The organism is Pseudoalteromonas sp. ND6B (genome assembly GCF_000764215.1).
GTDB classification, from domain to species: Bacteria; Pseudomonadota; Gammaproteobacteria; order Enterobacterales; family Alteromonadaceae; genus Pseudoalteromonas; species Pseudoalteromonas tetraodonis.
Genome location: NZ_JQFL01000067.1, coordinates 18,819 through 42,624, shown reverse-complemented (window position 1 = coordinate 42,624; position 23,806 = coordinate 18,819). Strand labels below are relative to the sequence as shown.

At 39.3% G+C, this 23,806-nt stretch carries 28 protein-coding genes; 7 read left to right on the top strand and 21 right to left on the bottom strand.

Annotated features, from left to right (window positions below):
• The first annotated feature begins 214 nt into the window (after positions 1–214).
• Positions 215–2,083, top strand: a complete 1,869-nt coding sequence (locus ND6B_RS04030) for a GGDEF domain-containing protein (protein WP_033104027.1) — start codon at positions 215–217, stop codon at positions 2,081–2,083.
• On the opposite strand, the gene trmB is transcribed toward ND6B_RS04030, so the two are convergent.
• The 8 genes from trmB to folB all read right to left on the bottom strand — a co-directional run bounded on the left by trmB (position 2,080) and on the right by folB (position 8,217).
• Positions 2,080–2,751 (bottom strand): tRNA (guanine(46)-N(7))-methyltransferase TrmB, encoded by a 672-nt coding sequence (trmB, locus tag ND6B_RS04035; protein WP_033104026.1) that lies wholly within the window; start codon positions 2,749–2,751, stop codon positions 2,080–2,082. The two genes, ND6B_RS04030 and trmB, sit on opposite strands and share 4 nt — an antisense overlap.
• Entirely contained in the window at positions 2,751–3,518 is a 768-nt protein-coding gene (locus tag ND6B_RS04040) for an ABC transporter permease (RefSeq protein WP_008466038.1), read from the bottom strand. The genes trmB and ND6B_RS04040 overlap by 1 nt, the downstream gene beginning before the upstream one ends.
• Positions 3,519–4,448 carry an ABC transporter ATP-binding protein gene (locus ND6B_RS04045; protein ID WP_033104025.1) on the bottom strand — a complete coding sequence of 310 codons (930 nt, stop codon included), beginning with the start codon at positions 4,446–4,448 and terminating at the stop codon, positions 3,519–3,521.
• Positions 4,445–5,068: a flavin prenyltransferase UbiX gene (locus ND6B_RS04050; protein WP_024601858.1), complete on the bottom strand. Its 624-nt coding sequence runs from the start codon at positions 5,066–5,068 to the stop codon at positions 4,445–4,447. Before ND6B_RS04050 ends, ND6B_RS04045 begins: the two co-directional genes overlap by 4 nt.
• A 1-nt stretch (position 5,069) precedes the next feature.
• Positions 5,070–6,425, bottom strand: coding sequence for a UDP-N-acetylmuramate:L-alanyl-gamma-D-glutamyl-meso-diaminopimelate ligase (gene mpl / locus ND6B_RS04055; RefSeq protein WP_033104024.1), 1,356 nt, complete (start codon positions 6,423–6,425; stop codon positions 5,070–5,072).
• Positions 6,426–6,571: 146 nt separating this feature from the next.
• Positions 6,572–7,372 (bottom strand): undecaprenyl-diphosphate phosphatase, encoded by an 801-nt coding sequence (locus tag ND6B_RS04060; RefSeq protein WP_033104023.1) that lies wholly within the window; start codon positions 7,370–7,372, stop codon positions 6,572–6,574.
• On the bottom strand, positions 7,369–7,857 hold the full coding sequence (gene folK, locus ND6B_RS04065; protein ID WP_008466048.1) for a 2-amino-4-hydroxy-6-hydroxymethyldihydropteridine diphosphokinase: 489 nt from the start codon (positions 7,855–7,857) through the stop codon (positions 7,369–7,371). Before folK ends, ND6B_RS04060 begins: the two co-directional genes overlap by 4 nt.
• Positions 7,858–8,217, bottom strand: coding sequence for a dihydroneopterin aldolase (gene folB, locus ND6B_RS04070; RefSeq protein WP_033104022.1), 360 nt, complete (start codon positions 8,215–8,217; stop codon positions 7,858–7,860). It abuts the gene before it with no gap.
• 207 nt (positions 8,218–8,424) lie between these two features.
• On the opposite strand from folB, the gene plsY reads away from it, so the two are divergent.
• A complete protein-coding gene (plsY, locus tag ND6B_RS04075; protein WP_008466051.1) occupies positions 8,425–9,030 on the top strand; it encodes a glycerol-3-phosphate 1-O-acyltransferase PlsY in 606 nt (201 codons plus the stop codon).
• Positions 9,031–9,053: 23 nt separating this feature from the next.
• Here the strand turns inward: plsY and tsaD are convergent, their stop codons facing one another.
• The 3 genes from tsaD to ND6B_RS04090 are packed head-to-tail and all read right to left on the bottom strand — an operon-like array spanning position 9,054 to position 11,048.
• On the bottom strand, positions 9,054–10,067 hold the full coding sequence (tsaD, locus tag ND6B_RS04080; protein WP_008466060.1) for a tRNA (adenosine(37)-N6)-threonylcarbamoyltransferase complex transferase subunit TsaD: 1,014 nt from the start codon (positions 10,065–10,067) through the stop codon (positions 9,054–9,056).
• A gap of 44 nt (positions 10,068–10,111) precedes the next feature.
• Positions 10,112–10,702 carry a YjaG family protein gene (locus ND6B_RS04085; protein ID WP_008115608.1) on the bottom strand — a complete coding sequence of 197 codons (591 nt, stop codon included), beginning with the start codon at positions 10,700–10,702 and terminating at the stop codon, positions 10,112–10,114.
• Positions 10,686–11,048: a putative signal transducing protein gene (locus ND6B_RS04090; protein WP_008466062.1), complete on the bottom strand. Its 363-nt coding sequence runs from the start codon at positions 11,046–11,048 to the stop codon at positions 10,686–10,688. Before ND6B_RS04090 ends, ND6B_RS04085 begins: the two co-directional genes overlap by 17 nt.
• Positions 11,049–11,123: 75 nt before the next feature.
• Between ND6B_RS04090 and ND6B_RS04095 the strand changes: the two genes are divergently transcribed.
• From ND6B_RS04095 to ND6B_RS04105, 3 genes are all read left to right on the top strand, one after another.
• Entirely contained in the window at positions 11,124–11,573 is a 450-nt protein-coding gene (locus ND6B_RS04095) for a DUF2721 domain-containing protein (RefSeq protein WP_008466063.1), read from the top strand.
• 243 nt (positions 11,574–11,816) lie between these two features.
• Positions 11,817–12,695: a LysR family transcriptional regulator gene (locus tag ND6B_RS04100; protein ID WP_008468191.1), complete on the top strand. Its 879-nt coding sequence runs from the start codon at positions 11,817–11,819 to the stop codon at positions 12,693–12,695.
• A 95-nt stretch (positions 12,696–12,790) separates the two neighbouring features.
• Positions 12,791–13,411 (top strand): 2OG-Fe(II) oxygenase, encoded by a 621-nt coding sequence (locus ND6B_RS04105; RefSeq protein WP_008468193.1) that lies wholly within the window; start codon positions 12,791–12,793, stop codon positions 13,409–13,411.
• On the opposite strand, the gene ubiA is transcribed toward ND6B_RS04105, so the two are convergent.
• Positions 13,408–14,286 (bottom strand): 4-hydroxybenzoate octaprenyltransferase, encoded by an 879-nt coding sequence (gene ubiA, locus ND6B_RS04110; RefSeq protein WP_033104021.1) that lies wholly within the window; start codon positions 14,284–14,286, stop codon positions 13,408–13,410. The genes ND6B_RS04105 and ubiA overlap by 4 nt on opposite strands.
• Entirely contained in the window at positions 14,283–14,828 is a 546-nt protein-coding gene (locus ND6B_RS04115; RefSeq protein WP_033104020.1) for a chorismate--pyruvate lyase family protein, read from the bottom strand. The genes ubiA and ND6B_RS04115 overlap by 4 nt, the downstream gene beginning before the upstream one ends.
• A 250-nt stretch (positions 14,829–15,078) precedes the next feature.
• Here ND6B_RS04115 and ND6B_RS04120 point away from each other — a divergent pair, with 250 nt between their 5' ends.
• Complete coding sequence (locus ND6B_RS04120) at positions 15,079–15,477, top strand: flagellar basal body-associated protein FliL (RefSeq protein WP_008115596.1); 399 nt, start codon at positions 15,079–15,081, stop codon at positions 15,475–15,477.
• Here the strand turns inward: ND6B_RS04120 and glpG are convergent.
• The 6 genes from glpG to ND6B_RS04150 all read right to left on the bottom strand — a co-directional run bounded on the left by glpG (position 15,474) and on the right by ND6B_RS04150 (position 20,740).
• Positions 15,474–16,295 carry a rhomboid family intramembrane serine protease GlpG gene (gene glpG / locus ND6B_RS04125; protein WP_033104019.1) on the bottom strand — a complete coding sequence of 274 codons (822 nt, stop codon included), beginning with the start codon at positions 16,293–16,295 and terminating at the stop codon, positions 15,474–15,476. The genes ND6B_RS04120 and glpG overlap by 4 nt on opposite strands.
• A complete protein-coding gene (gene glpE, locus ND6B_RS04130; protein ID WP_033104018.1) occupies positions 16,292–16,609 on the bottom strand; it encodes a thiosulfate sulfurtransferase GlpE in 318 nt (105 codons plus the stop codon). Before glpE ends, glpG begins: the two co-directional genes overlap by 4 nt.
• Positions 16,610–16,674: 65 nt before the next feature.
• A complete protein-coding gene (gene tdh / locus ND6B_RS04135) occupies positions 16,675–17,700 on the bottom strand; it encodes an L-threonine 3-dehydrogenase (RefSeq protein WP_010390995.1) in 1,026 nt (341 codons plus the stop codon).
• Positions 17,701–17,752: 52 nt separating this feature from the next.
• Positions 17,753–18,949, bottom strand: coding sequence for a glycine C-acetyltransferase (locus tag ND6B_RS04140; protein WP_008468203.1), 1,197 nt, complete (start codon positions 18,947–18,949; stop codon positions 17,753–17,755).
• Between the two features lie 163 nt (positions 18,950–19,112).
• Positions 19,113–19,682, bottom strand: a complete 570-nt coding sequence (gene gmhB / locus ND6B_RS04145) for a D-glycero-beta-D-manno-heptose 1,7-bisphosphate 7-phosphatase (RefSeq protein WP_024601849.1) — start codon at positions 19,680–19,682, stop codon at positions 19,113–19,115.
• Complete coding sequence (locus tag ND6B_RS04150; protein ID WP_033104017.1) at positions 19,679–20,740, bottom strand: glycosyltransferase family 9 protein; 1,062 nt, start codon at positions 20,738–20,740, stop codon at positions 19,679–19,681. Before ND6B_RS04150 ends, gmhB begins: the two co-directional genes overlap by 4 nt.
• Before the next feature lie 123 nt (positions 20,741–20,863).
• Here ND6B_RS04150 and ND6B_RS04155 point away from each other — a divergent pair, with 123 nt between their 5' ends.
• Entirely contained in the window at positions 20,864–21,583 is a 720-nt protein-coding gene (locus ND6B_RS04155) for a 3-deoxy-D-manno-octulosonic acid kinase (protein ID WP_033104016.1), read from the top strand.
• Positions 21,584–21,589: 6 nt separating this feature from the next.
• Here ND6B_RS04155 and ND6B_RS04160 read toward each other — a convergent pair whose 3' ends face one another.
• Together ND6B_RS04160 and ND6B_RS04165 are read right to left on the bottom strand one after the other, a co-directional pair.
• Positions 21,590–22,675: a glycosyltransferase gene (locus ND6B_RS04160; RefSeq protein WP_013464282.1), complete on the bottom strand. Its 1,086-nt coding sequence runs from the start codon at positions 22,673–22,675 to the stop codon at positions 21,590–21,592.
• Complete coding sequence (locus ND6B_RS04165) at positions 22,672–23,745, bottom strand: hypothetical protein (RefSeq protein ID WP_033104015.1); 1,074 nt, start codon at positions 23,743–23,745, stop codon at positions 22,672–22,674. Before ND6B_RS04165 ends, ND6B_RS04160 begins: the two co-directional genes overlap by 4 nt.
• Positions 23,746–23,806 lie beyond the last annotated feature (61 nt).

Below are 23,806 nucleotides of genomic sequence, written 5' to 3'. Positions count from 1 at the left end.
ACGCTAATTTAAGGTGTTTTTAAGCAACGGCATTTCTAAAAAATTGCGCTAACTTTACTGCAATATGACAAAAATGTCTCGTTTTAAGCCATAAAAGACAATACAAAATAGATAACATTTCACTATTTTTTATATTTAGTACAAAGGGTAATTAAAATATTGGGCATTTATAATTTTTAAGTATAATAAATCTAACAAAAAATAAGGATGTTGCATGCTAAAAGGAAATCTAAAATTAACTCGGTTGGCGCTCGGTACCGTCTTTTTTTTAGTCAGCTTAATAATTTACAGTTACTACACCTACACTGCCATCAATAATGATGTGATACGCAGCATTGATAATCGTTTATTAAATGCAGCCACCAGCGTAAAGTACATTTTAGGTAATGATTATCACGATAAAGTAGCGCAAGAAATTAGCTTTTCAAGCTATCAAAATAAAGCCGAGCAACTTTCGGCATTGGCCAATGATTTAAATATAGATTATTTATATTCAATGGTAGTGATTGATGAAAATGTTTATTTTACTGCCTCTAGCTACACTCAAGATGATCAAAATAACGGTAAAGTTACTCAGTTTTTAGATCTTTATCCCGAAGCCACGCCAATAACTATGGCTGCATTTTTATCAACGGCCCCTATTTTTGAAACCTCAACAGCGCATCGCGGCCATTCTAAAACGGTGTATATTCCTCATATAGCAAAAAATGGCAGAACCTATATTACAGCTGCAGATATTAGCGTTGATAAAATTAGCAATGCGTTAAAAACAGACTTATATCAATCTATGTTTCATTTTTGCTGCGTAATTATTATTTTATTAATAGTTTATATTCTTTATTACTATGGAGTACGTCGTTCATTAATGAGCGACCATGCAAGCGGATTTGAAAATCATATTGCCTTAGAAAAACAGCTAAAAAAAAGCAATGAACATCATTTGCAAATTGCGATTATTTTAGTGAACGAAATTGATAATATCAGTCGTTTTTTTGGCACAAAAACAGCCGATGAAGTGATGAAAAAGCTGCTCACTCACTTTAAGCAGCAAGCCCGTTTGCACGCACGTATTTATCGTATTGCAACTAATAAACTCGCTATTTTGACTGATAAAGAAACTCCCTTTGATGAGCTATATAGCATCATACAATCGCATAATAAAAATATACCGTTTTTAAATCAGCCTTTTATTTATATTACACTTAACGCTGGTGTAGCTAGAGGCAATAAGTCATTACTGCTTAAGAATGCTCATATTGCGTTACTGCAATCTAAGCAGGGCGATCAGAGCATAGTTAACTACTGTGAGGCAATTAATGACGCTAAATCTCTATATTTATATAATGTTGAAATAGCAAAAGAAATTCGTGAAGCATTTGATGCTCATCGTGTTGTTCCTTACTTTCAGCCGGTTATAAATACTCATACCGATGAAGTTATTAGGTATGATTGCTCACCGAGAATAGTCACTTCACAAGGGGAGATTTTAACCCCTGATACCTTTGCAAATGCACTAAATAGACTGCGTATGGATGGGATGTTAACACGTACCTTATTTACTCAATGCATTTCGCGCTTTCGCAAATCAGCAATCAGCTGGGGGTTAACTGTGTGCGCTGAAAATATTGCAGATCCCACTATTTATGATCACATAGCATATGAGCTTCATCGCTACCCCAACCCTGAAAACATTACTATTTCAATATTAGAGTCGCAGGTCATTACACACTACTATGAAATAAAATCATTTATTGCGATGGTGAAAAGTAAAGGGGCAAAAATAGTGATGCATTGTTGGGGTAATGAGTTTATTAATACGCTCAATACGTTAAAGATTGAGGTAGATGGTATTAAACTCGATGGTGCGATCACCAAGCAACTGGTAAATGATGAAAATACGTCGCTATTTATATCCTACATCACTGATATAGCCCAGCAGCTTGAACTTGAATTGGTTGTTGAAGCGGTAGAAAGTAATACGGTTGCAGAGTTACTCAGCCAACTAAATGTGACGCTGATGCAAGGTAGTTTCCTTGGCAAACCAACGCCACATGTTACTGAGTTTAAAAAAGCAATGAATTAGTTATTAATATTAATGGCTAGTCGGTGGCTTTGCTGACCACTGGCCCAGTACTTACGCTCAAAAGGAGTAATTGCTTCGTCTGATTCAAACAACGCGGTTTGACAAGGATACCCAGCTAACTCGAGCGCTCTGGCAAACTCTTTAACATAGATATCCCAGTTACTGCGCACTTCAAGCAAACCACCTAATTTAACAATAAAGGGGAAGATAGCAGCCCCATGCCAGCGCCGCTGAATGTGCTTAGACTTAGGCCACGGGTTTGGATATAGCAAATAATGATGAGTAGGCCGCCAATTAGCAGCGACAGCTAAACGCCAAAAATCATTTAAGTCAGCTTGCACCAAAATGTATTGACCACTCTCAGTTTGTTTATACTCAACATCATGCTTATCAAGTCGATGAGATGACTTATCAATGCCCACAACTAACGCATCAGGATGACGTTTCGCTAAATTAGCAGTGCTTTCGCCAACGCCACAACAGGAGTCTAGAATAAGCGGTCCATCAAAGGCTTGCACCTTAGCATTAACTTCATCAAATGCGGTTTGAGTATGCGCTGCAATTGGCTTTTTAAACTCAGCCTGTAAGTGTTTATTAACTATTTCATCAAGCTTTTCATGAAGTCCCGCTTGATTAGATACAATACTACGTGAATTTGCATCGCTCATTAGTGTCTTAGCCCCACACCTTTTTTAATTAGCGTCAGTGCTAAAGTAAATAGGACGCTGATAAACACCAACAACACACCCATTGCGACCGATAAATCTACATCCGAAACACCTAAAAACCCATATCTAAATGCGTTAACCATATAAATAATTGGGTTTATTTGCGACACCATTTGCCAAAAATCAGGCAGTAAAGTGATTGAATAAAACACCCCGCCTAAATAGGTCAACGGCGTTAAAATAAAGGTCGGAATAATACTTATGTCATCAAAGCTATTTGCATAAATAGCGTTAATTAATCCACCCAAGGCAAACACCGCCGAGGTGAGAATAACAGTGGCTATAATCACAAAAATATTATGTATTTGTATATCTACAAAAAATAAAGAAACGCACGTTACGATAAAACCAACCATAATGCCACGGGTCATACCTCCGCCCATATAACCCAGTACAATGATGTAATTAGGCACAGGAGCAACTAATAACTCTTCAATACTTTTTTGAAACTTAGTTGAGTAAAAGCTAGAAGCAACATTTGAATAAGAGTTAGTTATAACTGACATCATAATAAGGCCAGGGACAATAAACTCCATATAGCTAAAACCGCCCATGTCACCAATACGCGAGCCAATTAGGTTACCAAAAATAACAAAATATAAACTCATCGTGATCGCTGGCGGTACTAAGGTTTGCACCCAAATACGCAAAAAGCGAATACACTCTTTAATCCAAATACTTTTTAAGGCTACGCCATATTTAAACATTTATTCGCCCCGCCCTTGCTCTAATAAACCTACAAATAATTCTTCTAATCGATTTGCTTTATTACGCATGCTTAGCACAGTATTTCCTTGTTCGGTTAACGCGCTAAATACAGCATTGAGCCCTTGTGATTTAGCCACTTCAACTTCAATGGTGTGCTCATCAGTCATAGTGAAATTATACCCTTCAAGCGTCACCGGTTTGGTAGGCTGTTTTAAATCCAATACAAAGGTTTCTTTGTCTAATTTAGCTAACAAGGCTTTTATGGTGGTGTTTTCAACTATGCGACCGGTATCAATAATGGCGATGTTTTTACAAAGCAGTTCAGCTTCTTCAAGGTAGTGGGTTGTTAAAATAATGGTCACACCTTGTTCGTTAATTTGCCTTAAAAAGTCCCACATTGAACGGCGAAGCTCTATATCAACCCCCGCTGTCGGCTCATCTAAAATAAGTAATTTGGGCTCATGCATTAAGGCACGTGCAATCATTAAACGGCGTTTCATACCACCAGATAAGGTACGCGCTTGCTTATCTTTTTTCTCGATTAATCCAAGCTGCGCTAAGTATTTATCTGCACGTTTATGTGCTTCGCCGCGCGGTACACCGTAGTAACCTGCTTGATTAACGAGTATTTGGCTCAGCGTTTCAAACTGACTAAAGTTAAACTCTTGTGGTACTAGGCCTAAATTCGCTTTAGCCGCCTCAAGGTCGGTATCAATATCGTGACCAAATACTTCAACTTTGCCTTTGGTCTTATTAACCAGTGAAGAAATTACCCCAATAGTGGTTGATTTACCCGCCCCATTCGGGCCAAGTAATGCAAAAAAGTCACCTTCGTGAACTTGTAAATCAACCCCTTTTACTGCCTCTACCCCATTTTTGTAAACCTTGGTAAGGCCTTCAATATTTAAAGCAATATTTTGCTTATTCATTTCTTACCCTCACCATAACCCCAACGCTTTGTGAGATTATGTTCAATATTTAAATGATCTAAAATTCGCGCCACCATAAAGTCAACCAAGTCTTCTATGCTTTGCGGTTGATGATAAAACCCAGGTGCTGCAGGCATAATTGTTACACCTAAACGCGATAATTTAAGCATGTTTTCTAAATGAATTTCGCTAAATGGCGTTTCGCGTGGCACTAAAATAAGCTGGCCTCGCTCCTTTATTACCACATCGGCGGCGCGCTCTAATAAATTATCTGATGCGCCGACTGCAATGGCAGACACAGAGCCTGCGCTACATGGACATACTACCATTTTTTTGGGGGCAGCAGAGCCCGAAGCTACCGGACTAAACCAATTATCTTTACCAAATACCTTTAACTGCCCAGGTTTTGCGTTATATAACAGGCTTAATTGCTCTGTGGCCTTGTCTTCATTTGCTGATAGTTTAACATTTGATTCGGTATCAAAGACTACCCGCGCGGCACTTGAAATAAGCACATACACTTGAAACTGCTGCTCAAGCAACACCTCTAATAACCTTAGTCCGTAAGGCGCGCCTGATGCACCACTAAATGCTAAGGTGATTTTATCTTTAAATTGCACATTATTCTCCGCTGTATTTATTGGCCAAGCCATCAACAAGTTGTTGATGAAGGCCATTAAAACCACCATTACTCATAATTAAAACATGTTGATTTGGCTCAATACTTTCAAGCACTGTTTCGATAATGGCGATTGTAGAATCAAAACACTGCATACCGGCTTTTTCTGCTTGCTCCTTGAGCGACCAGCTTAAGTTTTCTGGTTCAAACAGTAGCACCTCATCCGCATCGCGTAATGAATCTAGCAATGTAAATTGATGAACTCCCATTTTCATGGTGTTAGAACGCGGCTCTAAAACCGCAATAATTTTGTCATTGCCCACTTTGGCGCGCAGCCCCGCAAGCGTTGTTTGTATCGCGGTAGGATGATGGGCAAAATCATCATACACTTTAATGTTATTTATATCCGCTTTAAGCTCCATACGCCTTTTTGGGCTGATAAATTCGCCTAAAGCCGCAATACTGTGCTCAATAGCAATTCCTACATGGCGCGCTGCTGCAATGGCCATCATGGCATTTTTAACGTTATGCTCACCAATTGCCTGCCAGTTAACTACACCTTGCAGCTGCGTGTTTAATAACACATTAAATTGAGAACCATCCGCTTTAAGTAGCTGATAATCCCAATCATTGCCTAATGTTTCGCTCTCGCTCCACAGCCCTTTTGCTATAACATCGCTCAGAGCCTCATCATCTTTTGGCCACAATACTTTGCCGCTTTGCGGTAGTGTACGAATCAAATGGTGAAATTGTTTTTTAATTGCGTTTAAATCTTCAAAAATATCAGCATGATCAAATTCAAGATTATTTAAAATAAGTGTTCGAGGTAAATAATGAACAAATTTACTGCGTTTATCAAAAAAGGCCGTGTCGTACTCATCGGCTTCTATAACAAAAAATGGCGTTTGCCCAACTCGCGCAGAAAGACCAAAATTTTGTACAATTCCGCCAATTAAAAAGCCAGGCTTTAAACCCGCATATTCAAGTATCCACGCCAACATACTGGCGGTGGTTGTTTTACCATGAGTTCCTGCCACAGCCAGCACCCACGAATCTTGTAGTAAGTTATGTTTTAGCCACTCAGGTCCTGAAGTATAAGGCAGGCTCTTATCGAGTACATATTCAACACACGGGTTACCACGGCTCATAGCATTACCAATAACAACGATATCTGGAGCTGGCTCTAGTTGAGATACGTCATAGCCCTGTGTTAGTTCAATACCCAGTTCTTGTAGCTGAGTACTCATTGGTGGGTAAACGTTTTGATCTGACCCAGTAACGTGGTGACCCAATGATTTTGCTATAGCGGCAATACCACCCATAAATGTGCCACAAATACCCAAAATATGTATATGCATTTACTATCCTTTCATCCTGCGCGGAGTTTGCTCTAGGGCAAAATTTAATGGCGCTATAATGCCAAAATTTAGCTTAAGTTACCATTAACCCTTGGCGCAAATAAAAAAGCCTCCCAAAGTGGGAGGCTTTCCTGAAGATTAATGGCTTATAGCATTAAAAAGAATATTAAACCGACACCTAATAATAAACGATAAATAACAAATGGTAGCATTCCCATTCGCTCAATCACTTTTAAAAACATAAAAATACAAGCATAAGCTGATAAAAACGACAGCACTACACCTAACAATAATGCCGTCCAATCTACGATATGATCGCCAAGGGCAAGCTCTGCAGTATAATAAAGACCCATCATTGAAATGATTGGAATAGCTAATAAAAACGAAAAGCGCGCTGCACTTTGCTTGTTCATACCTAACATTAAACCCGCTGTCATGGTAATACCTGAACGTGAAGTGCCAGGGATCATTGCAACGGCCTGTGCAAAGCCAATAATGAGGGCCGTTTTCCAGTTTAGCTGATAGATTGTTTTTATTTGCTTACCTTTAGCATCGGCGAACCACAACAACAAGCCAAATACGATTGTTGTGGTTGCAATCACCCATGCACTGCGCAAATACAGTTCAACAAAATCTTTTAGCAATAGCCCTAAAATAGCGGCAGGCACAGTACCTAAAATTATCCACCAGCCTAGTTTGCTGTCATCTGTTGTACCTTGTGCACCAAACGATTTAAACCAAGCACCGAGTATATCGGCCACTTCTTTACGAAAATAAATAACAACAGCTATTAACGTTCCTACATGAACGGCAACATCAAATGCCAAGCCTTGATCTTCCCAGCCTAAAATTTGCGACGGTAAAATTAAGTGTGCAGAACTCGATATAGGTAAAAATTCAGTAAATCCCTGAATTAGGGCTAAAACAATTATTTCTATAATACTCATGGGTTAGAAAACTCCACCTTCCATAGTTTTTGTTGAGGGTTGTTATATGCATTCCATATTTGGGCAATCGTTTTTTTTGCTACAGGGTGATAAAAATCAGGAGCCACCTCTGCTAAAGGCTGTAATACAAAGGCATTTTTGGTAATTTCGTCACGTGGTAGTTGAGCTGGGCTCTCGCAAATGACATCATCGTAAAAGAGTAAATCGAGATCCAAGGTGCGCGGGCTAAATTTTTTATCATTTGCTTTGCGACCATTATCGCGCTCTATTTGTTTTAATAACGCACACACATCTTCAAGCGCCATATCGGTAGTGGCAGCAAGTACGGAGTTGTAAAAGTTATTACCGGCAAAACCCACCGCTTCACTTTCAAACACCGAAGAATGTTGTGTATTTTTAAAATGTTTATTTAACGCCACTAAAGCACGCCTGATATGCTCTGCTTTATTAATATTCGACCCTAAGCTAATAAATATTTGCGCCATTTAAGCAAGAGCCTTGTTACGCGTTATTTCTACACCGACGGTTTGCGCTTGTGGAACTGCAGCCGGCTTACTTACTTTTATTGTCACTTGTGGGGTATTAAATTCGGTTAAAATGATTTGCGCTAATTGCTCCACCAGTGTTTCTAAAAGCTCTACCGGTTTAGCCGTACTGTGTTCGATAACACGCTCACTTACCTTAGCGTAATCCAGTGCCAAGTTAATATCGTCGTTTTGCGCTGCGGGCTTGATGTCGCTTAACATTTCAATATCAAAGTACAGGCTTTGTTTACTTTTCTTTTCAAAATCATACACCCCGATAATCGTTTCGACATGCAATTGTGATATAAATACCTTGTCCATTGATACTCCAAATGACTGTAACAAGTCACTGAGTTAATTACATATTGTATCAATCAAATTAATACTGTATATACTTTAATCAGTGTTTAAATATACTAAAATTACTTCTACAATAGAATCGTTACAAAATTGCGAGTAATTTAAGAAGCCCGTAAATTTTGACGCCAATAATAGCTTAAAAGTAATGATTAAAAAATAAGGAAGCGCGTGTTAGTCATTTTAATGTTTGTTTTAGCCTATTTGCTCGGCTCGATTTCATCGGCCATTTTAGTGTCGCGGCTATTCAAACTCCCCGATCCACGCACGCATGGCTCCAATAATCCAGGTGCAACCAATGTTTACCGCTTAGGCGGGTCACTTCCTGCATGCTTAGTTTTAGTCTTCGATATTTTAAAGGGCACAATCCCTGTTTGGGGCGCTTATTTTTTAAAACTTGAGCCATTAGAGCTTGGTTTAATCGCCGTTGCTGCATGCCTAGGGCATATGTACCCGTTATTTTTTAGTTTTAAGGGCGGTAAGGCGGTTGCAACTGCATTTGGCTCGTTACTACCGATAGGGCTTTCTTTAGGAGGGTTATTAATTGGTACTTGGTTGCTGATTGTCGCGATTACTCGTTACTCATCACTTGCCGCGTTAGTGGCCGTTACGCTAGCCCCTTTATACACATGGTGGATAAAACCGTTATACACCTTACCGGTGACTTTTATTACGCTACTGATCATTATTAGGCATCGCACTAATATTGTGCGTTTATTTAAAGGGGAAGAACCAAAAGTAGGGACTAAACAAGCCCCTACAGATGATAAGAAGTAATAACTAACCTGAATTCTGGTTAACTATATTGCTTCTAAGCTATCGATTGGCCAGCGCGGTTTAGTTTTCATATCAAGCGTAGCAAACTGCCCCGCTTTTAAACGCTGCATACCGGCATACGCTATCATTGCACCATTGTCAGTACAAAACTCAGTACGAGGGTAAAACACTTCGCCCTTCATACCTTGCATCACACGCTCTAATTGCAAACGTAATTGCGTATTAGCACTTACGCCACCGGCTATTACTAAACGCTTAATACCGGTTTGTTTTAATGCGCGCTTACACTTAATTACTAAAGTATCAATAACGGCCGTTTGAAATGCATGAGCAATATCTGCTTTTGTTTGCTCATCACTGTCGTTTTCACGAATAGCAATTGAAGCGGCGGTTTTTAGGCCACTAAAGCTAAAATCTAAGCCAGGTTTGTCTGTCATTGGACGCGGAAAAACAAATCGCTTAGCAACACCTTGTTCAGCCATTTTAGCCAAACGAGGGCCACCTGGATAATCAAGTCCAAGTAACTTGGCTGTTTTATCAAATGCTTCACCAGCAGCATCATCTACCGACTCACCCAATACTTCGTATTGACCAATGCCCGCAACTTTTACCATCATGGTATGACCGCCAGAAACCAGTAAGGCAATAAATGGGAACTCGGGGACGTTTTCCTCAAGCATTGGCGCTAATAAATGCCCTTCCATATGGTGCACTGCCACCGCTGGGATATCCCAGCCATATGCTAAAGAGCGACCAATTGAGGTACCTACTAACAAAGCCCCTACTAAACCTGGCCCTGCCGTATAAGCAATACCATCTAAATCTTCAGGCCCACAACCCGCTTGCGCAAATGCCGCATCAATAAGCGGCAATGTTTTACGTACGTGATCGCGCGAGGCAAGTTCAGGTACTACACCACCATAGTCTGCATGTACTTTTACTTGGCTATATAATTGATGGGCTAGCAGCCCTTTTTCGTCATCATAAATAGCAATACCAGTTTCATCGCATGATGATTCAATGCCTAAAATTCGCATTGTTAATTCTCCTGCCACCTAACAAGGTGTTTAAAACAAATAACTTACAGTGCTAAACCAATGTTAGTTTGGCCATCAGCAAGGACATGCTTTTTCAATGCTTTCACATTTTCAGCAGTGATACGCCCCATTGCTTCTACAAAATCAATTAGTTCACCTAATACCTCTATTTCGTATTGCATCAGTGGGTGTTCACGCACCGCTTTGTTATCGGCAACATCACCTTCAACCGTCATTTGGTACTCAATAAAGCGAGCTACGGTGGCCTGTGATATTTTACTCACATTAACAAACTCTTGCTCATCTTGTGCTAAAAGGCCATGCATTAAACTCAGTAATGAGGTGGCAGCATCGATTGCAGGATAGGTACCAAACATATCAAAATCGGCAAGTTCAGGAACATTAGGTTCTATTTTTTCAACTTGCTTTTCTAAATCAATTTTACTTTTAGGAAGGAGTATTTTTTCCCAACATACATTTAAAGCATTGCGTAAAATAACCTCATCGCCAAAGCCGGTAGCCTCACTAAATAGTCCATAATTAGGCAACATACGCTCTATTAACGCACTGGCCAATACCGCTTTTTGTAAATAATTTAACTCTCTAATACGCTGAAAATTATTCGCTTTTGTCATTCTTTAAGGTCCCACATGACCAACAAAAATCAAATGTTGATCCATTATGCTCATTACAATTAGGGCACACCCAATCTGGAGCGGATTGTTTTACTTGCTGATAGTTTACCAATATTTCACGTGCATGGCGCTCTTTTATCGCATAAACCTGCACACTTACTTGTGTTTGTTCAAATGGGATCTCGCCCATTGCGCCTTGCAGTATTTCACCTTTTATTTGGCACTCAATTCCCGCATTAAGAATCAGTCCTTTTATTATATTGGCCTCTAAACTATTTTCTGCATTATAAAGCGTCACCCAATCAAATGATGTTACATTTGATTGGCTATTATTAGTATTTTGCAATATCCACCTCATTTACTTTATGTGTACAATAAGCCCGCGTAACCTAAAGCAAATAATATGATTTAAGGACACATTATGACGCTAACTACCCCAGGTTTACTTTTTCCAGCCATCTCATTGTTATTACTTGCCTATACAAACCGATTTTTAGTGCTTGCGCAACTAATACGAGAATTGAATGCCCGTGAAGGTGAGTCTATTCGTCCTGTTGTAGTGGCGCAAATAACTAATCTTAGAAAGCGAATAAAACTAATAAGGACCATGCAAGTATACGGAGTGGCCTCTTTTTTATTATGTACGTTATCTATGTTTGCATTATTTATAGAATTTAATACCACGGGCATTATTTTATTTGGTGTTAGTTTAAGCTGCTTGAGCTTATCTTTGCTTACTTCATTATTTGAAATTCATATTTCTTGTGATGCCATAGAAATTGAATTACAAAACATTGAAAATAAGCCTTTAAGTAACCGAGTTAGTAAAAACTTTATTGAGCCTAATCCCAAAAGTAAAAACAGCAATTAACCAAACGAGACTTTAGTAATGTTGTTATAAAATTGCACAAATTAGGCTAATGATAAAACCCAACAGTTACTTAACATTACCCAAAGGTATAACAACATTTTGCAACTATTCTCTTTAAATACGATTAAAAGAAAGTTAATCTTAATAAGTGGTTAAAAACCTTATTTCAACTGATCTGTAGGGATATAAAGTCAGTATTAAATCTGTAATTCCCCTAGCTTACCTATAAAAAAGGACTATATAGTGAGATTTGAACAATTAGAACAGTTTGTAGCACTTGGCCTACTTCGTCATTTTAGGCAAGCTGCTGAACAAACCCAAATTAGCACATCTGCATTAACCCGTAGCATTCAAACTCTTGAAACGGAGCTTGGCTACGAACTAGTTACCCGCTCTACTCGCTCGGTTAAGTTAACTCAAGCAGGCGAACTTTTCCTCGACTTTGCTAAAAATACGCTCAATGAGCTAGAACAAATAAAGCATCGCGCTTTTCAATCAATTAATGGCACAGAAGAAAAAAAATTAGTGATTGGCTACACCACAACAACCAGCAGCATAGTACCAATCACCTGCGGCGAATTTTTGAGTCAGTACCCGCATATTAAAATTGAAATGCAGCTGCAAAATAAAACTGAGCTTCATAGAAAACTGCTTCAAGGGGAAATTGACATTAGTGTATGCTCGCAAATAGTCAATAGCATTGGTAGCGATATACAATTACCTGATCAACTTATTTTATTTTGTTCAAAACAACACCCTTTAGCAAATAAAAGCGATATTAGTAAAAAAGAGCTCGAAAGCTATCCAATGTTCAGTTGTTTTTCGCAGTCAAAACAAGTGCAATCAATGCTTAATGAAGTAATAGACTCGTTAAATAAAGTTTCAACTATTAAAGTAGGTAGTATTGAGCAGGTAATGGCTGGACTTGAAAAGTCAGATCATTTTGCTATTGCAGGTATTGAACACACCAGCTCTGTGGCAGAAAACCATAACTTAATCCAGCTTAAAACGAATAACGATATTAGCCATGAACAACTTGTGGTGCAAACAAGCCAGCAGATAGAGGCAGGTGAGCATGTTGACCACCTACTCTCGCTAATTAAGAAAGTTTCAAGAGCATAAAAAATGACTCCATGCGTTTTATAACAACTATAAATTAGTGGCATTAAAGTTTTTTTTCACTACACTAACGCTCCCTTATATTATGACTAGCGTTAATGAATAACTTTACAGCTGCTGAAATTTACCTAGAGCACATTGAAACGCATGGCTATGCCATTATTGAAAACGCCATTGATAGTGACTTAATATCCGAGTTGATGGCTGATTGCTATAGAATAAATCCTCACTTTAGCCTTGCCGGTATTGGACGATTAAACAATTTACAAATTGATGATTCCGTTCGTAAAGATAAAACCTACTGGTTTGATGGCAGCTCAAATGCACAGCTTAGCTATCAACAAATAATGGAAGCTGTTCGCACAACCCTTAATCGTAACTTTTTCATGGGCTTGTTTGATTATGAATGTCACTATGCAAAGTATACGCAGGGTGATTTTTACAAAAAACATGTAGATGCGTTCAAAGGTCGTTCAAATCGAGTTTTTACCACCGTATTGTATTTAAACTCTCCTAAGAAAGGCGGGGAGCTGGTTATTTACAAGCCAAAAAGTAAAGACATAGAAGTGGTTATAAAACCCACTGCAGGCACTTTGGTATTATTTGAAAGCGAACGCTTTGTGCATGAAGTACTTCCGGCTTTTGATAACCGCTATTCGATTGCTGGTTGGTTCAGAAAAAATGCGTCAATTAGTGGTATTATCGACCCACCCCGTTAAGAAAAAACGGGGTAAGAAAATAATAAGCCAATAAAAATAGCCAGTCCTACGTAATGATTATTTAAAAATGCTTTAAAACAATTATCTCGCTGGCGTAAATGAATCAAACGCTGTTGATACACCAGTAAAATTGCTGCAACAAATAATCCCAACCAAAAACTAAATCCTATTTGATTCATCAATCCAATTAAAACCATCAGCGCAAAAAAGCTAAAGTTAAGTAGCGCTATAATGTGGCGGTCATAACTGGCGAATAAAATAGCGGTTGATTTAACCCCTATTTTTAAATCATCATCTCTATCAACCATGGCATACATAGTGTCATAAGCCACCGTCCAGCAAATATTAGCGACAAATAATAGCCAAGCTTGCACAGGCAATGAGTTTGTTGATGCCATAAATGCCATAGGAATTGCCCAACCAAAAGCAGCCCCTAATACAACCTGTGGAAGTTGTGTGTAACGTTTCATAAAGGGATAACAAAACGCGAGCCCAAGCGCCCCAAACGATAACAAGATAGTATTGGTATTTAGCATTATTACTAAAATAAAAGCGATACTAACCAGCAGCAAAAACAAACTAACTGCTTCCCCACTACTCACAGCCCCAGTTGCTAAAGGGCGCTGACAGGTTCGTTTTACTGAGCCATCTATTTTCCTGTCAGCAAAATCATTGATAACGCATCCTGCGCTACGCATAACTATTACCCCAAGGGTAAACACAATGAAGTTTGTTAGGCTTGGTATCCCTTCATTTGCTATCCACAGCGCCCAATAAGTTGGCCAAAGTAATAATAAGGTGCCTATGGGCTTATCTATTCGCATTAACTGAACGTAATACGGTACATGGTTTACCGATAAAGGGGCTAGTTTCATGAGTATAAATAGGCTCCTGGTAAAAAAACTTCACAAACTAAAAATTTGTAGTCATGCAAAGAGAACACGCTTCGTCGCCCTAATAATATGTGTATGGGTAAATTAAGTTCGCTCACCAGTGATTGCAATGAGTGGTTATCATCAAAGCGAGCAATTTCAATATCAGCGCGCTTTAACGCAGGGTCTTGAAATATGACATCACCCAACGGACGTTCACCCATATTATGCAGCTGATTATTTGTATTGTTGTTTGATATTGGCAACCAGCTTTGAGCATATACAACCGGTTTGTCATCACACAACAATAAAACCTCACGGTTAAGTACGGTGTTCACCTCATTACTTAATAAAGCTTGCTGAGGTTGCGAGAGGTTAACTTTTTGCTCGCTCAGCACCTTTACTGCAAAACGCTGCGACTGGCTTTTTAATTTAGCCGTTAAAGAACGCGGTTCAAATAGCCACTCTTGCTCAGCGCTAGATAAGCCACAGACTTGAGAAGTACTCTGCCAATCAGCAGATAAAGAAAGAGGAAACGTAATCACAATAGCTCTACTTGATAAAAATCAGCAAGATCATAACATTGCTAAGAGATTTGAAAAAGCGCGATTTACTCACTACCAAGCACACCCTGTTATTATAAAAAGCTAATCAACATTTGACTCTCGCTATTGCCTATCCCAAACTTGAGTACAGAGTGCCTTTACATAACTCAACAAATAACAGCATCTTGCTGTATCTTATTTACTAATAAGTATAAACTATTTGTAACCAGTTTACGGAAACGCTTTTGAAATGAAAAAAACAGTATTTACAGGCCTTTTTATTCTTTTAGTCAGCCTAACTAGCTTATCAGCACGTGCTGAGTCTACTGTGGGTTATTTTGGGTTTGAGCCAGACATTATTACTAATTACATTGGTCCATCGAGTAAAAAAATGGGTTACGTTCGCGTCACGGTAGATTTAATGCTAAATAAAACATCCGATATTGCCATTGTAGAACACCACACCCCGCTGTTACGTGATGCGCTAGTAGAGATATTATCAAAAGAGCCTGAAAACAAAATAAAGTCTTTAACAGGGCGTGAGCAAATTCGCCTTAAGAGCGCAGAAAAACTAAAAAGCTTACTTAAGGAAGAAACAGGCCAAGAAATAATCCGAGACCTGTTATTTACTAAATATTTATATCACTAGGCGCTTTTTGTTTTAAAAAGCTGAGCGGTATAGGCAAAAGCCATACCGCTAACAAGCCCACCTAAGTGTGCCCAATTAGCCATTCCAACAAATAATACATCTGCAAAACCAAGTACTAACCATACCAGCATAAAACCAACAATCGCGGTTGTAACCAGTGCAGGCTGTTTAGGGTTAAGCGCGCTGTAAATCCAACAAAAGCCTAACAACCCATATACAACACCGCTAAGCCCACCAAAGTTAGGACCGACCATTAAGTATTGTGCCCAATTACTTATTAAAGCGGTAACTAAAAAAAGTCCGATTAAACTCGACTTACCGCATTGCTTTTCAATGTTATCACCCAGCGATACCCACCAGATTAAGTTAAACACAATATGCATAGCGCTAAAATGCACAATAGCAGGTGTTAACCAGGTAAGTGGTGACGCAGGATTGAACTGCAACGCCATGTAAATAGGCTCAAATGCACCAAATAAAAAGGCAACATAAACAACGATACTGAGAATACTAACACTTTGATTAAGCCAGCTTAAGGCTTTAAAACGGGCAACTAAATTAAGCGACTGCCCTTGATACTTTAACGGTGACTGCGTAGTACCTACTTGCCATGATGCTTGTTGATAACGTTCATGATTAGGGTTTTTAGCAAATTCGTTCCATAAAGGCTGCACTGCATGAAAGTCTTCAGGTGCCACACTAATAACAAGCGTATGGCCATCCTCAGTACGAATTTGCCCTGAAAGCCCTTGGCTTTTTAGGTAATCTATAAAGCCCTGTGCAGCACGGGGGTTAGTTAGGCTGCCTAGCTCTATCATCGTGCTACTTTATCCTTGTAAGCGGCTTCCCATGCAGTAAAACCGCCATCCATACTGTAAACATCTTCAAAGCCTTGCTCTACTAAGTAGCTGGCAGCGCCTTGTGAGCTCATGCCGTGATAACAGACAATAATAATCGGCTGGTCAAACTCCTTTTCCATCATAAATTGGGCAATATTCGCATTAGATAATGCCTCTGAACCCGGAATATGACCCGCTTGATACGAATTAGGATCGCGAATATCAGCAATCACTACATCTTCTTTATCGAGTAGTTCAAGGGTTTGTGCGATTGATATATGTTTAAATGCCATAGTACTCTCTTATAATTACAAAAAAGGCGACAAATGCCGCCTTTAATTCTCTTAACAAGGGGTAATTAATCCCAGTTAAGAATTACTTTACCCGATTGGCCTGAAATCATCATATCAAAGCCAGCTTGGAAGTCATCTATTGAATACTGATGAGTAATAATTGGTTTTAAATCAAGCCCTGATTGAATCAAACTGGCCATTTTGTACCAAGTTTCAAACATCTCACGACCGTAAATACCTTTGATCACTAAGCCTTTAAAAATAACTTGATTCCAATCGACCGCCATATCTGAAGGTGGAATTCCCAACATGGCAATTTTGCCGCCATGATTCATGTTATTTAGCATGGCATTAAATGCACTTGGTACACCTGACATCTCTAGGCCAATATCAAAGCCTTCAGTCATGCCCAGCTCTTTAGCTACATCTTCAAGCTTTTCATTCGCGACGTTTACAGCACGCGTTGCGCCCATTTTACGTGCTAAGTCTAGGCGGTATTCATTTACATCAGTAATAACCACATGGCGTGCACCCACATGCTTAGCCACAGCTGCAGCCATAATACCAATTGGGCCAGCACCGGTGATCAAGACATCTTCACCGACTAAATCGAACGATAAAGCCGTGTGTACTGCATTGCCAAATGGGTCAAAAATAGAGGCAAGTTCATCGCTAATATTATCTGGGATTTTAAACGCATTAAATGCAGGTATCACTAAATACTCTGCAAATGCGCCTTCGCGGTTTACACCGACCCCTGTTGTATTACGACATAAGTGAACGCGCCCAGCACGACAGTTACGACAATGGCCACAGGTTATATGACCTTCACCTGATACGCGGTCGCCAACTTCGAAACCGCGAACTTCTTGTCCCATGTCAATTACTTCACCCACGTATTCGTGGCCAACCACCATAGGCGTCGGTATGGTGTTTTGTGCCCACTCATCCCACTTATAAATATGCACATCGGTGCCACAAATAGCCGTTTTACGAATCTTAATTAACAGATCGTTATGACCCACTTCAGGCTTTGGTGCATCTGTCATCCAAATGCCTGGCTCTGCTTTTAACTTTGATAATGCTTTCATAATTCACACTCAATTAAAAAATCGCGACTTCAGCCGCGATTTAACAAGAAAATTAAATAACACCAATCTCTTTACCAATACGGGTAAATGCTGCAATGGCTGTATCAAGCTGTTCTTTGCTGTGCGCTGCAGAGATTTGGGTACGAATACGCGCCTGCCCTTTTGGTACAACAGGGAATGAAAAGCCGGTTACATAAATCCCTTCAGCCAATAACTTATCAGCCATAAGTGACGCTACTTTGGCGTCTCCTAGCATCACAGGTATAATCGCATGATCTTTACCTGCACAGGTAAAACCAGCCGCTTCCATTTGCTCACGGAAGTATTTAGCATTTGACCATAGCTTAGCGCGAAGCTCACCGCCATTTTCAAGCATTTCTAACACTTTAATTGACGCCGTTACAATTGAAGGCGCTAATGAATTTGAGAATAAGTAAGGACGAGAACGCTGACGTAACCATTCAACAATTTCTTTTTTACCTGAGGTATAACCACCCGAGGCTCCACCTAGTGCTTTACCTAAGGTACCAGTAATAATATCAACACGATCAAGCACGTTGCAGTACTCAGGTGTACCTTTACCGTTTTCGCCAACAAAACCAACTGCATGTGAGTCATCAACCATAACAAGTGCATCGTATTTATCAGCTAAGTCGCATACGGCTTCTAAGTTACAAATAACGCCATCCATTGAGAATACGCCATCGGTTGCAATTAATTTAGTTTTAGCACCGGCTTCATCGGCTGCGATTAATTGCTTTTCTAAATCAGCCATATCGTTATTTGCATAACGGAAACGTTTTGCTTTACATAAACGTACGCCATCAATAATAGAAGCATGGTTTAATGAATCAGAAATAATCGCATCGTCTGCACCTAATATGGTTTCAAACAACCCCGTATTGGCATCAAAACATGATGAGTACAAAATGGTGTCTTCAGTTTCTAAAAATTGACTGATTTTTTTCTCGAGCGTTTTATGAATATCTTGTGTACCACAAATGAAACGCACAGACGCCACACCAAACCCATGGTCATCTAAGCCTTGTTGCGCTGCTTTAATAAGCTCTGGGCTGTTAGCTAAACCTAAGTAGTTGTTAGCACAAAAATTAATAACTTTTTCGCCTGATGCCACTTCAATTTGAGCTTGCTGCTGCGAAGTGATAACACGTTCATTCTTGTACAAACCTTCCGCTTTAACGTCTTCGATTTGCTGTTGTAATTGGCTAAAAAAAGCAGATGCTCTCATCTGTGATCTCCATTTGGTTGAACGGGTTAAACAGCAGACGTGTTGCTGCTATTTATAATGGGGGTATTGTAAAAGTTTAAGCGCCAAATTGCACTGTTTGTCATTCGTCGCAAATTGCCTAACTGGCAGGAAAAGCTGCCAGTTTACAGGCTTGAGGTATGTACTACGTTAGATCAGCAAATAAAGCCGGAAGGTCGTTGATTGAGTCACAAACATAGTCAGCAAAATTTACAGCTTTGTCATCAAATTTTTGCCCTGAACGTACCAGTACTTTGGTACGTACATTAGCGCTAATGGCAGCGTGCATGTCACCTAATTTGTCACCCACCATCACACTAAGTGCAGGGTTGATATGATGATCTTCTATTCCTTGAAGTAACATGCCAGGCGCTGGTTTTCTGCAATCGCACTCTTTTAAATAATCTGGTAATGCGTTTTTAGGATGATGGGGACAAAAATAAACGTCCGTAATTTCAATTTGATGAGCGCTAAACTGCGCTTTCATCCACTCACTAAGCGCTAAAAATTCGCTCTCAGAATAATAACCACGGCCAATGCCTGACTGATTAGTCACTATAATTATTTTATAGCCCGCATCATAAAACGCTTTGCATGTTGAAAACACACCATCTATAAATTCAAACTCTTCGCTTTTAAACACATAACCATGGTCAACATTTACTACGCCATCACGATCTAAAAAAAGCGCCTTGTTAGTGTTTTCTTGATTCATAACAGTGACTCTTTTTTAACAACATGATCAAACATTTGTTTTACTGCATCGGTGGTTATTTGACTCATTAAATCATCGCCTTTAACACGAGTACCCCAAGGCAATTGCTTGGCGGTTTTACCTGTTTGCATAACTAAGTTTTGATGGTAAACCTCAACCACGTAGTCTTGGTATAAATAAGGCCCCGTACGCGCTGGGTTTGAATGCGCATATAAACCAATAACGGGCGTACCCACAGTCACCGCCATATGAGCTGGGCCTGTATCGGGCGCCAGTACTAAGTCTGCACGCTTAAGTACGCACAATAATTCTTTGAGTTTTGTTTTACCCACCAAGTTCAGAATGGGTGAATCAGAGTGTTTAATGATGTTATTTGCTAAATTAATTTCCAGTTCAGTCGGTCCACCAGTTAATACTATTTTAAACCCCTGTGTATGTGCATAATCCGCAAGCGCAGCATAGCGATCGGCTAACCAGTTACGCTGTGCTTTACTTGCTGCTGGCGAAATAACAAATAGCTTATTTGATAAATAATCGTCACCTAACAGCTCATCAGCTTTAGCTTGATCTTTGTTGGTAAAGGGCATATTCCATACAGGGACATAATCATAAACACCAATCGCTTGGGCAAAGCCTTTAAATCCCTCTAAAACATGCGCCTGAGATTGGGCTTTAATGCGTTTATTAATAAATAAACTATGTAGCTCTTTTGAACGAGCCCAGTCAAAGCCAATTTTAACTTTGGCAGGAATACAGCGAGCAACAAAACCTGCTCTTAAAGCCACTTGCATATTAAGCAGTACGTCAAAACACTGCCCTTTAAAGGTTTGCTTTAACTGTTTCAGTGCCGCTTTACCTTGCTTTTTATCAAATACTACAAGCTCAACGCCTGGTAAGTCAGCTAACAGCATCGCCTCGACCTTACCTATAACCCATGTAATTTTGGCATTTGGGTGTGCTTTTTGAATAGCTTGTACCGCACTTACTGCATGGCATACATCACCAATAGCAGAAAGACGTAAAATACAAATTGAAGTGTAAGTAGGCGCTGAAGTCACACGTTTCCTTGGAGGTAAAATAATAAAACCTGATCTTAAATTATAATCGCGTCATTGCAAGTACTTATCCTTAGCGTTAAAACACGTTAATATGTGCACATATTAAAGCAAACCCTATGAGCTATGTTTAATCAACACGTCAAAAATAACCATGTCATTTTGAGCCATCCTCAATATAGCAGCCAGATAGAGTTAGATTGGTTTAGCCCCGACTTTTGGCAGCAACAGCAAAAAATTGTTGGCGCTAAAAAGGGACGTGCAACCGCATGGTTTTTTAAACACGCAGATTTAACGGCTGTGTTGCGCCATTATTGGCGTGGCGGCCTGATAGGAAAGCTACTCAGTGATCAGTATTTGTACTGGGGGCTTGAGCATACCCGTGTTTATAAAGAGTTTAGCTTGATGACACAATTAATAGAGCTAGGTTTAAATGTACCAAAACCTATTGCCGCTAAAGTGAGCCGCCATGGTTTTATTTACCGAGGTGATATTATTACTGAAGCGGTTAGCGGCGCTAAAAGCGTATTAGATATACTGATTGAACGCGCATTGAATGATATTGAAATAAAAAAAATAGCCAGCACAATTGCGTTATTTCATAATGAAGGGGTGTATCACGCTGATTTAAATATTAATAATATTTTATTTGATGACAGTGGCAACGTTTTTATTATCGATTTTGACCGCGGCGAAATAAAAACACCCGATAAAAAATGGCAACAAAGCAACATGTCTCGACTACAGCGCTCATTTTTAAAAGAGCAAAGCCGCAATAGCAGCTTTCATTGGCAAGAAAACGATTGGCAAAGTTTAAATAAACACTACCATAATGGGTTAACCTAATAAAAACTAGTTTGCTAACGCTAAGTATTGCTCTGTTACTCTATCGGCACACACCTTTTCTAAAATAGCTGCGTTGGTTACATTTGGGTTATCTGCGAGCACTTGCTTAACTGCGAGCGCTAGGAGCTCACCTTGGCCAATAGGTACTAGGTATTTACTTAGTTCACCCGTAAGTATTTCACTTGGACCATGAGGGCACTCAGTACTGACAGCAGGCGTACCTACTGCTAAAGCCTCGACTAGCACATTACCAAACCCTTCAAAGTCTGAACTTAACAATAAAGCTTTTGCCTGCTTTATCCAGTTATATGGGTTTTGTACAAATCCCGGAACAATAAGCTGATTTTCAATACCATATTCTTTGGCTAACTTTAATGCCTTTTCTTTTTTGTTACATAACAGCACTAATTTGTATTTTTTATCTAACTTGGCAAATGCAGAAAATAAAATATCATGGCGTTTTTGTTTAGCTAAACGTCCCACATGAATAAGATAGGGAGAATCGGGTATATTTGTATTCACCTCATTAGCTTTATCATTGATTGTTTTAAAATTGAATGGATTATAAATAGTGGTAATAGCACTTGGGGTTATTAAGCTGCCTTGTTGTATTTCTTCTTCAACCCCTTTGGACACGCAGATCAGTGATTTACCATTAAGATTTTGTTTACTCTTTTTAAGATATAAGTATGAAAGCGGGCCTAGTTTTTTTTGCCTAGCGAGCTCTGCATTAACTGAGTTATGAACAACAAAATGGATATTTTTTATTTTACTCTGCGCTAATAAGTTATTACTACGATCTAAATTAGAAAGTACTATATCAATAGACCCAAGTTGCCGTAACTTTTGCTCAAACCATGTCTCTAACACTCTGATATTCTTTTTTATCTGCCAAAATCGATCTACTTTAGTTGCTCGACCTGAAAATAAACTTTCAACGTTCAAAGTGGTTGGAATGTCATATTCAATATTTTGCGCCAATGACAAGATAGTCACATTGTGGTCTTTTAATACCATCTCTTGCGCTAATGTAAGCATTACCTTTTCAGCGCCACCACCAACAAGAGAGTCAATTACAATGACAATATTCATAGCTTATTCCCCTGCAACAGTACTTTTACACCATTCGTTATAACATCAAAGCTATGTACATTTTCTAACAACATATATTGGCTGAGTGTATTGTTATAATTTGGCTCAGTAAGTAGCTCTTGCACTTTTTGAGTGATGTCTAAAATATCAAGCTCAGCTTGCTTAACAACGCCTGTGACTGCACAACGTGCGACTCGATCACTCTGATCTTTTGAAATAGCACAAGCAATGGTTGGGGTTTGCAAAGCAATAGCTTGTAGTAAAGTATCACCCGCGCTCAGTAATGCAATTTTAGCCTGACTGAGTAAGGCTAAAAATTCAGTTCCCTCTTGGCTTGGCAAACAAATTAACTCATTGGTTTTAGGTAGCGACTTAGTGTAATTAGGGCCAAATACCACCACGCCTTTCAAGCCTGTTTGTTTAGCAATAACAAGCCCTGCTTGAAAATATATATCTGCGCAATTTACGCCATTAACTGTATGACCACCAGAGCCCGCGTTAACAATAAAGAATTCTTTTTCTTTCAAGTGATAACGGTTTAGTGCATCGCATTTTTGTTGCGCTGATGCAAATACTGTAAATGGCCCAACATTAGCAGGATAGGCCAAAGGCAACATGCTCAATTTTAGCTTTTCATACCACGAAAGAGGTTCAATACAGTAATCCGGTTGTACCACCCAATGAGTATCAATAAGACCAGTCCTATTAAGCTTTAAACCTTTTGCCCGCTTTTTTGCATGCTGCGAAATAAAAACAACTTTAGCACCCACTTTTTTTGCCGCTTTCATTTGCTCAGCGCGTCCTGCGCAATCAAAAAGCACCGCATCTGGTTTGTATTGATCAATAAACTGACATACGTGCGTATTTTCTTTTGTTGCCGATTGGTTTAAGAGTAAGCTAGAAAACGGGCAGCTTTTAGCATAAGCCGTATGTTTATTTAAAATAAAATGAATATCTAACTGCTTGCCATACTCAGCCTTTAAAGTTTGAGCCAGCTGTAATGAGCGCATATATTCACCAATACCTTCTGGTGATGACACAGGAATAAATAAAAGTCGTTTTTTGCTCATTACAATCTCACTGGCTTATTTGACCTGCAGTATACCAATGGCAACTTTTTAGCGATAGATG

Excerpts from the sequence above, each read along its gene's own strand:
- ND6B_RS04030 (WP_033104027.1), top strand. The coding sequence starts at position 215 with ATGCTAAAAGGAAATCTAAAATTAACTCGGTTGGCGCTCGGTACCGTC.
- trmB (WP_033104026.1), bottom strand. The coding sequence starts at position 2,751 with ATGAGCGATGCAAATTCACGTAGTATTGTATCTAATCAAGCGGGACTT.
- ND6B_RS04040 (WP_008466038.1), bottom strand. The coding sequence starts at position 3,518 with ATGTTTAAATATGGCGTAGCCTTAAAAAGTATTTGGATTAAAGAGTGT.
- ND6B_RS04045 (WP_033104025.1), bottom strand. The coding sequence starts at position 4,448 with ATGAATAAGCAAAATATTGCTTTAAATATTGAAGGCCTTACCAAGGTT.
- mpl (WP_033104024.1), bottom strand. The coding sequence starts at position 6,425 with ATGCATATACATATTTTGGGTATTTGTGGCACATTTATGGGTGGTATT.
- ND6B_RS04060 (WP_033104023.1), bottom strand. The coding sequence starts at position 7,372 with ATGAGTATTATAGAAATAATTGTTTTAGCCCTAATTCAGGGATTTACT.
- folK (WP_008466048.1), bottom strand. The coding sequence starts at position 7,857 with ATGGCGCAAATATTTATTAGCTTAGGGTCGAATATTAATAAAGCAGAG.
- folB (WP_033104022.1), bottom strand. The coding sequence starts at position 8,217 with ATGGACAAGGTATTTATATCACAATTGCATGTCGAAACGATTATCGGG.
- tsaD (WP_008466060.1), bottom strand. The coding sequence starts at position 10,067 with ATGCGAATTTTAGGCATTGAATCATCATGCGATGAAACTGGTATTGCT.
- ND6B_RS04085 (WP_008115608.1), bottom strand. The coding sequence starts at position 10,702 with ATGACAAAAGCGAATAATTTTCAGCGTATTAGAGAGTTAAATTATTTA.
- ND6B_RS04095 (WP_008466063.1), top strand. The coding sequence starts at position 11,124 with ATGACGCTAACTACCCCAGGTTTACTTTTTCCAGCCATCTCATTGTTA.
- ND6B_RS04105 (WP_008468193.1), top strand. The coding sequence starts at position 12,791 with ATGAATAACTTTACAGCTGCTGAAATTTACCTAGAGCACATTGAAACG.
- ubiA (WP_033104021.1), bottom strand. The coding sequence starts at position 14,286 with ATGAAACTAGCCCCTTTATCGGTAAACCATGTACCGTATTACGTTCAG.
- ND6B_RS04120 (WP_008115596.1), top strand. The coding sequence starts at position 15,079 with ATGAAAAAAACAGTATTTACAGGCCTTTTTATTCTTTTAGTCAGCCTA.
- glpG (WP_033104019.1), bottom strand. The coding sequence starts at position 16,295 with ATGATAGAGCTAGGCAGCCTAACTAACCCCCGTGCTGCACAGGGCTTT.
- glpE (WP_033104018.1), bottom strand. The coding sequence starts at position 16,609 with ATGGCATTTAAACATATATCAATCGCACAAACCCTTGAACTACTCGAT.
- tdh (WP_010390995.1), bottom strand. The coding sequence starts at position 17,700 with ATGAAAGCATTATCAAAGTTAAAAGCAGAGCCAGGCATTTGGATGACA.
- ND6B_RS04140 (WP_008468203.1), bottom strand. The coding sequence starts at position 18,949 with ATGAGAGCATCTGCTTTTTTTAGCCAATTACAACAGCAAATCGAAGAC.
- gmhB (WP_024601849.1), bottom strand. The coding sequence starts at position 19,682 with ATGAATCAAGAAAACACTAACAAGGCGCTTTTTTTAGATCGTGATGGC.
- ND6B_RS04155 (WP_033104016.1), top strand. The coding sequence starts at position 20,864 with ATGTTTAATCAACACGTCAAAAATAACCATGTCATTTTGAGCCATCCT.
- ND6B_RS04160 (WP_013464282.1), bottom strand. The coding sequence starts at position 22,675 with ATGAATATTGTCATTGTAATTGACTCTCTTGTTGGTGGTGGCGCTGAA.
- ND6B_RS04165 (WP_033104015.1), bottom strand. The coding sequence starts at position 23,745 with ATGAGCAAAAAACGACTTTTATTTATTCCTGTGTCATCACCAGAAGGT.